This window comes from Streptomyces collinus Tu 365, from assembly GCF_000444875.1.
GTDB lineage: Bacteria > Actinomycetota > Actinomycetes > Streptomycetales > Streptomycetaceae > Streptomyces > Streptomyces collinus_A.
Window position 1 is genome coordinate 2,773,822 of the sequence record NC_021985.1, and the last position, 12,516, is coordinate 2,786,337.

12 protein-coding genes, 1 other RNA gene and 1 pseudogene are annotated in these 12,516 nt (G+C 74.1%); 5 read left to right on the top strand and 9 right to left on the bottom strand.

What is annotated here, in order from left to right:
- Positions 1-22 precede the first annotated feature (22 nt).
- From B446_RS11910 to B446_RS11920, 3 genes are all read right to left on the bottom strand, one after another.
- Complete coding sequence (locus B446_RS11910) at positions 23-1,018, bottom strand: small ribosomal subunit Rsm22 family protein (RefSeq protein WP_020939688.1); 996 nt, start codon at positions 1,016-1,018, stop codon at positions 23-25.
- Between the two features lie 524 nt (positions 1,019-1,542).
- A complete protein-coding gene (locus tag B446_RS11915; protein ID WP_020939689.1) occupies positions 1,543-2,712 on the bottom strand; it encodes a serine hydrolase domain-containing protein in 1,170 nt (389 codons plus the stop codon).
- Positions 2,664-3,950, bottom strand: coding sequence for a multidrug effflux MFS transporter (locus tag B446_RS11920; protein WP_020939690.1), 1,287 nt, complete (start codon positions 3,948-3,950; stop codon positions 2,664-2,666). The genes B446_RS11915 and B446_RS11920 overlap by 49 nt, the downstream gene beginning before the upstream one ends.
- Before the next feature lie 85 nt (positions 3,951-4,035).
- Here B446_RS11920 and B446_RS11925 point away from each other — a divergent pair, with 85 nt between their 5' ends.
- Both B446_RS11925 and B446_RS11930 read left to right on the top strand, forming a co-directional pair.
- Positions 4,036-5,067, top strand: a complete 1,032-nt coding sequence (locus tag B446_RS11925) for a Gfo/Idh/MocA family protein (protein WP_020939691.1) — start codon at positions 4,036-4,038, stop codon at positions 5,065-5,067.
- Positions 5,068-5,161: 94 nt separating this feature from the next.
- Positions 5,162-5,920, top strand: a complete 759-nt coding sequence (locus B446_RS11930; RefSeq protein WP_020939692.1) for an SDR family oxidoreductase — start codon at positions 5,162-5,164, stop codon at positions 5,918-5,920.
- A gap of 278 nt (positions 5,921-6,198) precedes the next feature.
- Here the strand turns inward: B446_RS11930 and B446_RS11935 are convergent, their stop codons facing one another.
- Both B446_RS11935 and B446_RS11940 read right to left on the bottom strand, forming a co-directional pair.
- On the bottom strand, positions 6,199-7,488 hold the full coding sequence (locus B446_RS11935) for a D-alanyl-D-alanine carboxypeptidase family protein (protein WP_193384452.1): 1,290 nt from the start codon (positions 7,486-7,488) through the stop codon (positions 6,199-6,201).
- A gap of 194 nt (positions 7,489-7,682) precedes the next feature.
- Positions 7,683-8,009, bottom strand: a complete 327-nt coding sequence (locus B446_RS11940) for a hypothetical protein (RefSeq protein WP_020939694.1) — start codon at positions 8,007-8,009, stop codon at positions 7,683-7,685.
- Between the two features lie 128 nt (positions 8,010-8,137).
- On the opposite strand from B446_RS11940, the gene B446_RS11945 reads away from it, so the two are divergent.
- The 3 genes from B446_RS11945 to B446_RS11955 all read left to right on the top strand — a co-directional run bounded on the left by B446_RS11945 (position 8,138) and on the right by B446_RS11955 (position 9,732).
- Complete coding sequence (locus tag B446_RS11945; RefSeq protein WP_020939695.1) at positions 8,138-8,683, top strand: DoxX family membrane protein; 546 nt, start codon at positions 8,138-8,140, stop codon at positions 8,681-8,683.
- A gap of 148 nt (positions 8,684-8,831) precedes the next feature.
- On the top strand, positions 8,832-9,167 hold the full coding sequence (locus B446_RS11950; protein WP_020939696.1) for a MazG-like family protein: 336 nt from the start codon (positions 8,832-8,834) through the stop codon (positions 9,165-9,167).
- A 55-nt stretch (positions 9,168-9,222) separates the two neighbouring features.
- Positions 9,223-9,732: a hypothetical protein gene (locus tag B446_RS11955; protein WP_020939697.1), complete on the top strand. Its 510-nt coding sequence runs from the start codon at positions 9,223-9,225 to the stop codon at positions 9,730-9,732.
- Positions 9,733-9,783: 51 nt separating this feature from the next.
- Here B446_RS11955 and B446_RS11960 read toward each other — a convergent pair whose 3' ends face one another.
- The 4 genes and pseudogenes from B446_RS11960 to B446_RS11970 all read right to left on the bottom strand — a co-directional run bounded on the left by B446_RS11960 (position 9,784) and on the right by B446_RS11970 (position 12,501).
- Entirely contained in the window at positions 9,784-10,272 is a 489-nt protein-coding gene (locus B446_RS11960) for a hypothetical protein (RefSeq protein WP_020939698.1), read from the bottom strand.
- An 85-nt stretch (positions 10,273-10,357) separates the two neighbouring features.
- Positions 10,358-10,759, bottom strand: an RNA gene (rnpB, locus tag B446_RS36350) — RNase P RNA component class A.
- Positions 10,760-10,829: 70 nt separating this feature from the next.
- Positions 10,830-11,657 (bottom strand): annotated as a pseudogene (locus B446_RS41120) (DMT family transporter); the annotation flags it as partial.
- Positions 11,658-11,676: 19 nt separating this feature from the next.
- Positions 11,677-12,501 carry an AraC family transcriptional regulator gene (locus tag B446_RS11970; RefSeq protein ID WP_020939700.1) on the bottom strand — a complete coding sequence of 275 codons (825 nt, stop codon included), beginning with the start codon at positions 12,499-12,501 and terminating at the stop codon, positions 11,677-11,679.
- Between the last annotated feature and the right edge of the window lie 15 nt (positions 12,502-12,516).

The window sequence follows — 12,516 nt, forward strand, 5'->3', positions numbered from 1 at the left end:
GTGACGCTAACAAGCGCGCCGGTCAGGCGGGCTCGTCCGGCGGCGGCCAGGGGTCGCCCCAGTCGGCGTCCCGGGCGGCCCGGTAGAGGCCGCCGTGGCGCTTGGTGACCGTCGTACGGCTCAGCCGCTGGTCGGTCTCGCACAGGTCGAGGAGCACCTGGCCCTTGCGGATCTGCGGGCGCCGCACGACGCGGGCGGGTGCCGGTGCCGCGGGCAGCCGGGTGGCGGCGACGTAGCTGAACTTCTCGTCCTCGTAGGCGAGGGAGCCGCCCTTGACCTGGCGGTGCAGGGAGGAACGGCTGACCCGGGCGGAGAAGTGGCACCAGTCGGTGCCGGGGACGATGGGGCAGGCGGCGCTGTGCGGGCAGGGGGCGGCGACCCGGAACCCGGCCGCGACCAGCCGGTCGCGGGCCTCGATGACCCGGGCGTAGCCCGCGGGGGTGCCGGCCTCCACGATCACGACCGACGGGGCGGCCGCCGCGGCGGCGTCCACGAGGGCGGCGCGGTCGGCCTCGGCGAGTTCGTTGAGGACGTACGACACCGTCACGAGGTCGGTGGGCTCCAGGGTGAGCGAGGAGCCGATCCGGGCCCGCTGCCAGCGGGCGCCGCGCAGGTCCGGGTTGGCGGCGGCGATCTCCCGGCCGAGGGCGAGCGCGGGCTCGGCCCAGTCCAGCACGGTCACGTCGCGTTCGCCGGGCCAGGTCTCCGTGACGGCCCAGGTGGCGGCGCCGGTACCGCCGCCGACGTCGACATGGCCCTCGGGCGTCCAGCCGGGCACGGCCCGTGCGAACGCCTCCAGCGCGGAGCGGACCGCCTCGAAGGTGGCCGGCATGCGGTAGGCGGCGTAGGCGGCGACGTCGGCGCGGTCACGGAGGATGGGGGCGTGGGTGGGGGTGTCGCCCCGGTACTTGGCGATCAGCCGTTCCACGGCTGAGGCGGCCTGGCTGGGCGGAAGACCGGCGAGCAGTTCCGCGAGGGTGCCGCGGAGGGCTTCGGCGGGCGAGGCGGGGGCGTTCACCTGGCGATTGTATGGCTGAGAACACCGCCCCCGGACCGCTGCGCCCCGAGGCAGCCCTGGCCTCCTGACCGCTCCGGCCCGGGCGGCTCCGGCCCCATGACCGCCTCGGCTCCCTGACCGCTCCGCCCCGTTGACCGCTCTGCCCTCTGACCGCTCCGGCCCGAGCCGTCTCGGCCGTCCGGCCGCTCCGCCCCGGGGCCCAGCCACTCCGGCCCGAGGCCGCCTTGTCCCTCCGGCCCGATGTCTCGGCCCCACCGCTCCGGCCCGGAGCCACCCCGGCCGCCGACCGCCCCGTCCGGAGGCCACCTCGGCCGCCGACCACCCGATCCCGGGGCCCCGGCCCACGAGCCCCGCACCCCTGGCACCGGGCCCGCACCCCTGGACCCCGACCCCTCCGTCCCGAGGCCATCCGCCCTCCGACCGCCCCGACCCGGGCTGCCCAGGACCACCAGCCCCGCACCCCTGGCACCGGGCCCGCACCGAGCCACCGGGCCCGTGCCCTGGCCGCCGCTCTCCGGTGGGGGTCAGATCACCGCTCGTGCCAGGTAGGTGGCGAGTGCGGCCCTCGGGCGGCTGTCGGGGGCGCGGCGACGGGGGTGGACGGTGTTGGCCAGCAGGACCAGGAAGGTGTCCGTCGCCGGGTCCAGGACCAGTGAGGTGCCGGTGAAGCCGGTGTGCCCGGCCGCGCCCCGGCCCGCGAGTTCGCCCATGAACCACGGCTGGTCCACGGCGAAGCCCAGGCCCGGCGGGGTCAGCAGCAGCTCGACGAAGTCGGGGCCGAGGACGCGGGCGGGCCCGTACCCGCCGCCGGCCAGCAGGGTGCGGGCGAAGACCGCGAGGTCGTACGCGGTGGAGAAGAGGCCCGCGTGCCCCGCCACGCCGCCGAGCGCCCAGGCGTTCTCGTCGTGGACCGCGCCGCGCAGCATCCCCCGGTCCGCCTTGGCCCACGGCCGCCGCTGGTCCTCGGTGGCCGCGGCACCGGGGCAGGGGCCGAAGGCGGTCGCGGTCATGCCGAGCGGGCGGGTGATGCCGTCCGCGATCAGCACGTCGAGGGTGCGGCCGGTGATCCGCTCCAGCACGAACTGGAGCAGCAGCATGTTCAGGTCCGAGTAGAGGTGGGTGCCGGGCGCGGCGATCGGCGCCTCGGCGCGCAGCAGGGCGAGCCGGGCGGTGTCGTCCGGGCAGTCGTACAGCGGGAGTTCGGGGCGCAGCCCGGAGGTGTGGGTGAGCAGCTGCCGTACGGTGATGCCGTGTTCGGCGGCCGCGGTGAACTCGGGCAGGTAGGCGCCGACGCGGGCGTCCATGCCGAGGGTGCCGCGCTCGATCTGCTGAACGGCGGCGACGGCCGTGAACAGCTTGGTGAGCGAGGCCAGGTCGAAGGGCGTGTCGACGGTGACCGGCACCCGCTCGGCGGGCGGCAGTTCCACGCCGGTGCCGGTGTCGGGGTCGTAGTGGGCGTGGCGCACGGCCCAGCCCGAAGCCTCGGCGACGGCGATCACCGGGCCGCGCCCGGCCAGCGCGACGGCACCGGCGGCCCAGGGGCGGGCTCCGGCGGTGAGGGCGTGCACCTCCTCGGCCAGGTGGCGGAGCTGGACGGGGTCGAGCCCGGCGCGCTCGGGTGTGCCGGCGCGCAGTCGCGGTGCGCTCAGTTCTGCTCCCCCTCCGAATCCGTACGTGTGTTCCAGGGACGGCACATTCCCACGAAGCAGGCCGCCGCGACCAGTGCGCCCGCCAGTTGGACGATCGCCATGGGCACGGCGGTGTGCTCCCCGGCGACGCCGACGAGCGGGGAGGCGACCGCTCCGACGAGGAAGGAGCAGGTGCCGAGCAGCGCGGAGGCGGAGCCGGCGGCCTGCCGGGTGCGCAGCAGGGCGAGCGACTGGGCGTTGGGCAGGGTGATGCCCATCGCCGACATCAGCACGAACAGGGCGGCCGCGACCGGGGCGAGCCCGACGTCACCGAACGCGCCGCAGGCCATCAGCAGCAGGGCGGTCGCGGCGAGCACGGTCACGGCGAGGCCGGTGCCGAGCACCTTGTCCAGGCTGACCCGGCCCACCAGCACCTTGCCGTTGACCTGCCCGGCGATCACCAGGCCGACCGAGTTCAGGCCGAAGAGCAGACTGAAGGTCTGCGGGGAGGCGCCGTAGATCTCCTGGACCACGAACGGGGAGGCGCTGATGTAGGCGAACAGCGCGGCGAAGGCGAAGCCGCCGGCCAGCAGGTAGCCGGTGAAGGGGAGGTCGGCGAGCAGGCCGCGCATGGCGCGCAGGGCCTCGCCCACTCCCCCGCCGTGCCGCCGGTCGGGCGGCAGCGTCTCGGGCAGCCGCAGCCAGACGACGACGGCGAGCGCGGCGCCGACGACGGTGAGGACGGCGAACACACCCCGCCAGTCCGTCACCCTGAGGATCTGCCCGCCGACGAGTGGGGCCACGATCGGCGCGGCCCCGGATATCAGCATCAGGGTGGAGAAGAAGCGGGCCATGGCGACGCCGTCGTACAGGTCGCGTACGACGGCCCGCGCGATGACGATGCCGGCCGCGCCCGCGAGGCCCTGCGCCAGCCGGAGGGCGACCAGCGCCTCGACGTTCGGGGCCACCGCGCACAGGGCGGTGGCGAGGAGGTAGAGCGCGAGGCCGGCCAGCAGCGGGCGGCGGCGGCCCCAGCGGTCGCTCATCGGCCCGACGACGAGCTGCCCCAGCGCCATGCCGGCCAGGCAGGCGGTGAGGGTGAGCTGCACCGTCGCGGCGGGGGCGTGCAGGGTGCGGGTGACCTCCGGCAGCGACGGGAGGTACATGTCCATCGCGAGCGGGGGTGTGGCGGTGAGGCCGCCGAGCACCAGGGTGACGAGCAGGCCGGTGCGCCGGGCGGCGGCCGGGGCGGTGGTGGGCTGCTGCTCCGTCTCCGGTGCCGCTGCCGCCGCGTGCTCGGGCATGGGTCCCTCCCTCTCGTACTGACCGGCACCTATGCTCTCAGCTCGTACACACTGCCGAGGCACACACGGACGAGGGCGGGGCGGGATGGCGGAGCAGAGCGTGCGGTGGGGGATCCTGGCGACGGGCGGCATCGCGGCGGCCTTCGCGGCGGACCTGGTGGATCTGCCGGACGCCGAGATCGTGGCGGTCGGCTCGCGCAGCCGGGAGTCGGCGGAGGCGTTCGCCGAGCGGTTCGGGGTGACGCGTGCCTACGGCGACTGGGAGTCGCTGGCCGCGGACGCGGACCTCGACGTCGTGTACGTGGCGACCCCGCACGCGGCGCACCGGGCGGCGGCCGGGCTGTGCCTGACGGCCGGGCGGAACGTGCTGTGCGAGAAGGCGTTCACGCTGAACCTGCGCGAGGCCGAGGAACTGGTGGCGCTGGCCGAGGAGCACGACCGCTTCCTGATGGAGGCGATGTGGATGTACTGCAATCCGCTGGTCCGGCGGCTGACGGCGCTGGTGCGGGACGGGGCGATCGGCGAGGTGCGCTCGGTGCAGGCCGACTTCGGGCTGGCCGGGCCGTTCCCGCCGGCGCACCGGCTGCGGGACCCGGCGCTGGGCGGCGGCGCGCTGCTGGACCTCGGGGTGTACCCGGTGTCCTTCGCGCAGCTCCTGCTGGGCGAGCCGGACGAGGTGGTCGCGCGGGCGGTGCTCTCGGCGGAGGGAGTCGACCTCCAGACCGGCGCCCTGCTGTCCTGGGAGAGCGGGGCGCTGGCCTCGGTGCACTGTTCCATCGTGGGCGGCACGGCGGTCACCGCGTCGGTCACCGGCTCGCGCGGCCGGATCGACGTCCCCGCGGGCTTCTTCCACCCCGACCGCTTCGTGCTGCACCGCGACGGGCGTGAGCCCGAGGAGTTCACCGCCGCGCCGGAGGACGGCCCGCGCACCAGCCTGCGGCACGAGGCGCGGGAGGTCATGCGGGCGCTGCGTGCGGGCGAGAAGGAGTCACCGCTGGTACCGCTGGCGGGCAGCCTCGCGGTGATGCGCACGCTGGACACGATCCGGGAGCGGATCGGGGTGCGGTACCCGGGGGACGACGCGGTGGCGGCGGCCGCCGTCGCCGTCGCCACATAGCCGCAGCCACTGTCGCGGCCACTGCCGCCGCCGGGTAGCCGTATGGCGGACACCTGATTCCGCATGGCGGACTTCGGGCCTACGCTGCGGAGCCATGACTGACAGGCAGACGAAGATCGCGGTCGTGACCGGCGCCGGCTCCGGCATCGGGCGGGCCGTCGCCGTGGAACTGCTGCGCGGCGGCTGGTCCGTGGCGCTGGCCGGCCGGCGCATGGAGACGCTGGAGGAGACGGCGGGGCTGGTGCCCGGGGGGCCCTCGCTCGCCGTGCGCACCGACGTGTCCCGGCCCGAGGAGGTCGCGGCCCTGTTCGCGGCGACGGTGGAACTGTTCGGGCGGGTGGACCTGCTGTTCAACAACGCCGGCACGTTCGGTCCCGGCGGGGTGCCGGTCGAGGAACTGCCCTACGACGCCTGGCGGCACGTGGTGGACACCAACCTCAACGGGGCGTTCCTGTGCGCGCAGGCGGCGTACCGGCAGATGAAGGAACAGGACCCGCAGGGCGGCCGGATCATCAACAACGGCTCGGTCTCCGCGCACACGCCCCGCCCGATGTCGGTGGCCTACACCGCGACCAAGCACGCGCTGACCGGCCTGACCAAGTCGCTGTCGCTGGACGGGCGGCCGTACCGGATCGCGGTCGGGCAGATCGACATCGGCAACGCGGCCACCGACATGACGGCCCGTATGGCGACCGGCGCGCTCCAGGCCGACGGGGAGGTCGTGCCCGAGCCGGTGATGGACGTGGCCGACGTGGCGCGCACCGTGCGGCACATGGCCGAGCTGCCCCTAGAGGCGAACGTGCAGTTCGCGACGGTGCTGGCGACGGCGATGCCGTACGTCGGGCGGGGCTGAGGGCGGGGCCGGGCCCCGACTCGGCCCGGCGTCTCACCCGGCTTCTCCCCGCGCACAAACGGAATTTGAAAGTCCGCACTATTGCGGCCGGTCGACCACATATGCTCAACTTTCCTCCACAAGAGCTTCACACTTGGGGCGCGGGGGTTCCGTAGCCATACCCAGGGGGGAGGACGGCGGCCGTTCCACCGGACCGGAGTCGGGGGTGGACCTCGCGTGGGACCGCGAGGTGCGCACCGGTCGGTGGAACGGCCGCCGCCGCATTCCCGCCCGGCGGCTCAGCGCCGGTGCCGTCCCCCGGACTCCCTCTGCGACTGCGACTCGCTGCGCGGCTCCCGCCCGGACTCACGCTCCCGCCCGGACTCACGCTCCGGCTCGGTCGCCGTCTCCGTCACGCCCGCGTCCGCGCCGGCGGCCTCGGCCGCCGGCTTCGCCCGGAGCTTGCGGCGCAGCGCCCACGCACCCGCGCCCAGCAGCGCCGCCGTCCCGGCGCCGCCCTCCACCAGCCGCAACGCCGAGGGCCCCTTCGACGCCGTGCCGGGAGCCCCGGCCGCGGCCTTCGCCGCCTTGCCCGGGGGCGCCGGGGTGGCGCCGGCGCCGCCCTCGCTGAGCGGGGTCACCAGCGCGCCCACCGCCTGGGCCGAACGCCCGTGCCCGAAACCCCAGTCGAGCAGCGCCGCGGTCTGCTCGTACACCGCGTTGCTGCCCGCCACCGGATGCATCACGGTGACCAGCAGGGTGCGTCCGCCGCGGGTGGCGGCACCGGTGAAGGTGTTGCCGGCATGGCTGGTGTAACCGTTCTTCACACCGATCAGGCCGTCGTACGTGCCCAGCCCCCAGGCGCCCGTGAGCAGGCGGTCGGTGTTCTGGATCTGGAAGGTCTTCTTGCCGCCCGCCGGGAAGTCGGCGATCCGCGTGCCGCAGTACGCGCGGAAGTCGGGGTCCTTCAGGCCGTGCCGGGCGAACAGCGTGAGGTCGTACGCCGAGGAGAGCTGCCCCTTGTGGTCGAAGCCGTCGGGGCTCACCACATGGGTGTCCAAGGCCTGCAGGTCCTCGGCCCTGGCCTGCATCTCCGCGACCGTCTTCGCGACACCGCCGTTCATGTGCGCGAGCACGTGCACGGCGTCGTTGCCGGAGCGCAGGAACACGCCCTGCCAGAGCTGCTCCACGGTGTAGGTGATGCCGGGCTTGATGCCGACGAGGCTGGAGCCGGCCGGGATGTCGGCGAGGTCCGCGTCGGTGACCCGGTGCCGTTCGGTCCGCTCGAACTTGGCCAGCACGGTGTCCGCGAACAGCATCTTCAGGGTGGACGCGGGCGCCAGCCGCCGGTGGGCGTTGAACGAGGCGAGCACCTCGCCGCTCTCGCAGTCGGCGACCAGCCACGAACGGGCGTCGAGCTTCTTGGGCAGTCCGGTGGCACCGCGCACCTGGACTCCGGTTCGGGCCAGCCGTTCACCGCCGATGACGGCGGGCTCGGCGGCGGCGGCCGGGGCGGCCGCGGACAGGGGAAGGGCGGCGGCCGTCAGTCCGAGGACGGCACGTCGGCTGAGCCGGGAACAATCACGCACCCCGGGACCGTACACCGCGCCCAACAGGGGATTCCTGGCAGGACGCCCGCAATGGCAGGGGAATTTGCTGTCTTATGAAATTTTGGTCGCCCACCTGTTTCTCTCAGCTCTGACACATCTTTTACTCGGTCCGCCGCAAAGGTTCCCCGGCGGCCGGTGGGAGCGCGGTGTGCGGCCGGTGTGGCGGGCCGCGGTCAGGCCTGGCCCGTCTCGAAGCGGGAGATCCGCCCGTCGTCCTCGACGGTGAAGGACCACCGGGTGCGCATCTCGCCCCAGGTGTCGTTGCGGTAGCGGGCGATGAGGGAGCGGCCGCCGTTGGACTCGTTGTCGACCTCGAGGTGCCCGTGGGTGGAGAAGATCTCCTGGTCGATCCAGTCGGCGAGGTCACGGTCGGAGCCGTCGTCGGCCATGGTCGCGTCGGGCGCGAGGAGGGACAGGAAGCCCTCCCGGTCACGGGAGTTGACGGCGTTGACGAAGGCCCGGACGGCCGGATCGCGGAGCTTGGCTGGCTGAATCGTCATGGCGTCAGGCTCACACCGCTCCCCCGGACCCGCCACCCGAACGCCATCCAGGGCGGGCCCGGCGGTGTGGGAGCTGCGACGGTGGAAACACGAGAGCGATCCGTCCGCCTGCCTGCTGGGGAGTCACCGTGACCTGTTACGACCGACGCGATCTGGGCCTGCTGCTGCTCCGGCTGGGGACGGGCGGGGTGCTCGCGGCGCACGGCGCGCAGAAGCTGTTCGGCTGGTTCGGCGGGCACGGCCTCGAGGGCACCGGCCAGTTCATGGAGTCCGTCGGCTACGCGCCGGGCAAGGCGAGCGCGACGGCGGCGGGTCTCGCGGAGGCGGGCGGCGGTGCCCTGCTGGCCCTGGGGCTCGCGACCCCGGCGGCGGGCGCCGCGGCGGCCGGCGCGATGGCCGGGGCCGCGGCGGTCCACGTGCCCAACGGCTTCTTCGCCCAGGAGGGCGGCTACGAGCACGCGGCGAGCCTGGGCCTGGCCGCGGCGGGCCTGGCGGTGACCGGGCCGGGCCGGCTGTCCCTGGATCACGCCATGGGCCACGTCTTCGACCGCGGATGGATGGTGCCGGTGGCCCTGGGCGTGGCCGCCGCGGGCACGGCCGTGGTGGTGGGCGCGCGGACCCGGCGGGTACGGCGCAGGACGGAGGGCGAGCAGGAGGCCCTGTTCGAGGAGTAGGCGGGGCCGCACGGTTCGAGGAACGGACGCCGGACCGCACGGTTCGAGGAACGGACGCCGGACCGCAGACGGCGAGGAACGGACGCCGGGGCGGCCGCCGGCGAGGAACGGACGCCGGGGCGGCCGCCGGCGTGGCAGGCTGCTGGGCATGACCGCTCAGCAGCCCGCACCCCTGTGGCCGACGATCGACGCACTCTGGTCCCGTCTGGAGGCGACACGCGCGCACGCGGGCCGGGAGGGCGTCCTGCTGCGCATCCTCAAACTCTCCGAGGAGGTCGGCGAGGTCGCCGAGGCGGTGCTCGGCGCCACCGGCCAGAACCCGCGCAAGGGCGTCACCCACACCTGGGAGGACGTCCAGTCCGAACTGTGCGACGTGGCGATCACCGCCCTGGTCGCCCTGCGCACCCTGACCCCGCAGGCCGACGAGGTCTTCGACTCCCACCTGACCCGCGTACGGGAACGCCCGCTGACGCCGGAGGCGTAGCGATGTCCTAGCGTGTCCCGCGTGGAGTGGCCGGACGTGCAGGGGGGATGACCGGATGGGCCTTTTCGACGTGTTCACCGGCACCAGGCACCCGGAGGGCGGCGTCGTACCGCGGTCCGCCGAGGAGGTCCGGGCGGCGCTGCTCGCCGTCAGCGGGCCGGACACGCCCTACGTGGTGCGCGACGGTGCCCTGGAGAAGGCCGATCTGGTCGCGGAGTGGCGTGTCCGGGATCCGGCCTGGCACACCTTCTTCGCCCGGACCCAGGTGAGCCGGACCCTTCAGATCAGGATGCGTCTGGTCCCGGAGCGCCGTGAGGTCCGCGCTCTCGACCGGGCGTGGGACGTCACCTGGGCCGGAGACAGACCCAGGCTGGTGCTGTCGGCGGAGCGGTCCCGCGGGCAGGTGCGGACGGTGTCCCGGCGCTGGACGGTCGAGCGCGGGGCCGACGGCCGCCTGCGGCGGACGGAGGAGTCCTGCTTCGACCCCGCGGAACTGAGGACGCCCTTGCAGGAGGCGGTCCTCGGCGCGGGATGGACGTGGCGCGGGGTCCTGTTCGGCCTCTGACGCCCGGCCGGACAGGGCGAGACCTCGATTGCGGCACTGGCTTCTCGGCTGTTAGGCCAGGTCCAGGACGTAGCCCTCGGTGACGGGGCAGTTGTTCCAGGCCTCCGTCAGCCAGTCGTCGGAAGCGTCGTCGGCGAGCCGCTCGAGGGTGGTGTTGTAGTAGTCGGCTGTTGCCTGCCGGTTGGTCCACCAGGCGTGCCCCTCGTAGACACCGGGGCTCGGCAGGGTCATCTCGCCGGCGGGCCCACGGTCGAGTTGGCCCACGACGAGGATTCCCGTTCCGGACTCGATACTGATGTCGACATGGCCTTCCGCGTCAGCCGGCGGGCTGGGTGGCGTGTCCCAGATGCGGATGGTGACCTGGACGGGGATGTCGGGTTGCAGGCTGATGAAGTACAGGTGGTAGCCGTTTCCTGCCGCCACCTGTACTTCCGCGGCGTCCAGGGCGGCTACGTCGCCGAGGAATGCGTCTGCGTCGTAGACCTCTACGACGCAGCGGCCGGGGGTTGCGGTGACGTGATGCTCGGCGAGAAGCGCCATGGTCGGTAGCGCCTTCCTGCTAGTCGGTGAAAGGACCTCCGACGCAGGTCAGAGGTCCTTTTCCAGGCAAAGCCGCAGGTGGCGGCAGACGAGTCGGGCTGTACGCCGGGTTCTGTTCCGAGGGTTCCTCGCGGGGCCCTCGGCGACGGCCATCCATCTAGGGCCGGTGTTGCCACCGGCCTCGTGCGGTCTACCCGCGGACTCGGGCGGGCAGCCCTCGAACGTCCGCGCAGGAGCACCGGGGTGCTCCCTTTTGACCTTGCTCCGGGTGGGGTTTACCTAGCTGCCCAGGTCACCCTGGGCACTGGTGGTCTCTTACACCACCGTTTCACCCTTACCGAGGACCGAGATCCCCGGCGGTCTGCTTTCTGTGGCACTGTCCCGCGGGTCACCCCGGGTGGCCGTTAGCCACCACCCTGCCCTGTGGAGCCCGGACGTTCCTCGGGAAGCCCCCTGAGGGACTTCACGCGGCCGTCCGCCCGGCTCGTCTGCCGTGTCGACCATGGTACCGGGCGTGCGGCACGGCGGGGACCGGCGGCGGCCGTCGCCAGCACCGAGCCCGCCAGGATCAGGGTGAAGGCCGCCAGGATCCCTGCGGTCAGCGGCTCGTGCAGGAACAGGGCGCCCGCCGCGACCGCCACCGCCGGGTTGACGTACGTGAAGACCGTCGCCCGGGTCGGGCCGGCCTCCTTGATCAGTTCGAGGAACGCCACGAAGGCGAGCGCCGTGCAGACGACGCCCAGGCCGGCGAGGGCGGCCAGGACCTGCGCGGAGGGCATCCGGGCCGGCCAGGTCGCCGCCGCCGCGGGGGCGTAGACGACGGCCGCCACGGCCAGGCAGGGTGCGGTGAGGTGGAGCGAGGGGACGTCCTTCAGGTAGCGCGCCGCGATCAGCGGGGCCGTCGCGTAGCCCACGACCGTCAGCAGCACCTCGGCCAGCGAGCGCGCGTCGCCCCCGGTGAGGTGCGGGACGGTCAGCACACCGACGCCGGCGAGGCCCAGCACCAGACCGGACAGCCGCCGTACGCCCAGCCGCTCGCTGTGCCCGAAGAAACGGGCCAGCGCCACCCCGACGATCGGGACGCCCGCGATCAGCAGTCCCGCGGTCGAGCTGGACAGACGACGCTCGGCGTCCGTCAGCGTGAACCACGGCCCGACGATCTCGACGCACGCGAAGGCCAGCAGCGGCAGCCAGTGCGCCCGGACGGTCCGGAACAGGCCCGCCTGGCGCAGCGCGAAGGGCAGCAGCAGGGCCGCGCCCAGGGCACAGCGGGTGAACACCACCATGGACGGGGACAGGTCGTCCACCGCCACCTTGATCATCAGGTAGGGGATGCCCCAGACCACTCCCATCAGGGAGAACAGGAACCAGCCGCGTGCAGTCATACGGCGAGTCTCGGCCGGTTCAGGCCCGGGCGTCTTGAACGCTGTTGCGGTACGCCGCCGGGGTCACCCCGAGCACGCGCCGGAACCAGCGGGTCAGGTGCGCCTGGTCCGCGAAGCCGACCAGCGCGGCGGCCTCGGCGGGGCGCAGGCCGGCGTCCAGAAGTCCCCGGGCCCGGTGCACCCGGTGCTGGGCGAGCCAGGCGTACGGCGGTATCCCGACCGCCGTGCGGAAGGCGCGCAGCAGCTGGTAGCGGGACAGGCCGAGGCCGGCCGCCAGGTCGGCCAGGGAGGGCGGCTCCAGCAGCTCGTCGGCGAGGCGGTCGCGGACCGCGCGGGCGACGTGGTGCGCGCCGGGGACGGTGTCGGGTGCCGGGCGGGCGGTGGAGTGGCGCCGGGCCAGGGCCGTGAGCAGCCAGGGGAGGCGGGACTCCGCCTCCAGCGGGTCGGGGCGGGCGCCCAGGTCGGTGTGGGTGCGCAGGAGGGCGGCTGCCAGCTCGGGGTCGTCGATCAGCGGTTCGGGGAAGTGCGGGAGGCCGCCGAGGGTGCCGTCGGCGATGAGGGCGGGGTCGGCGTACAGGGCGCGGTAGGCGTAGCCGTCGGTGGCGTTGCCGGGGCCGCCGGTGTGGATCTCGCCGGGGGCCAGCACGACGATGGATCCGGGCCCGGTGCGGATGTGGCCGCCGCGGTAGTCGATGACCTCGGAGCCGCCGACGCAGACGCCGATCGTGAACTCGTCGTGGGCGTGCGGAGCGTAGACGTGGGTGTCGAAGCGAGCGGTGAGGAGGTCCAGGCGCGGGCCGCACCGCCCGAGCCGGGCCCTCGTCCACAGAGCCTGTTCCGCCATCCGGCGCCCCTCTCC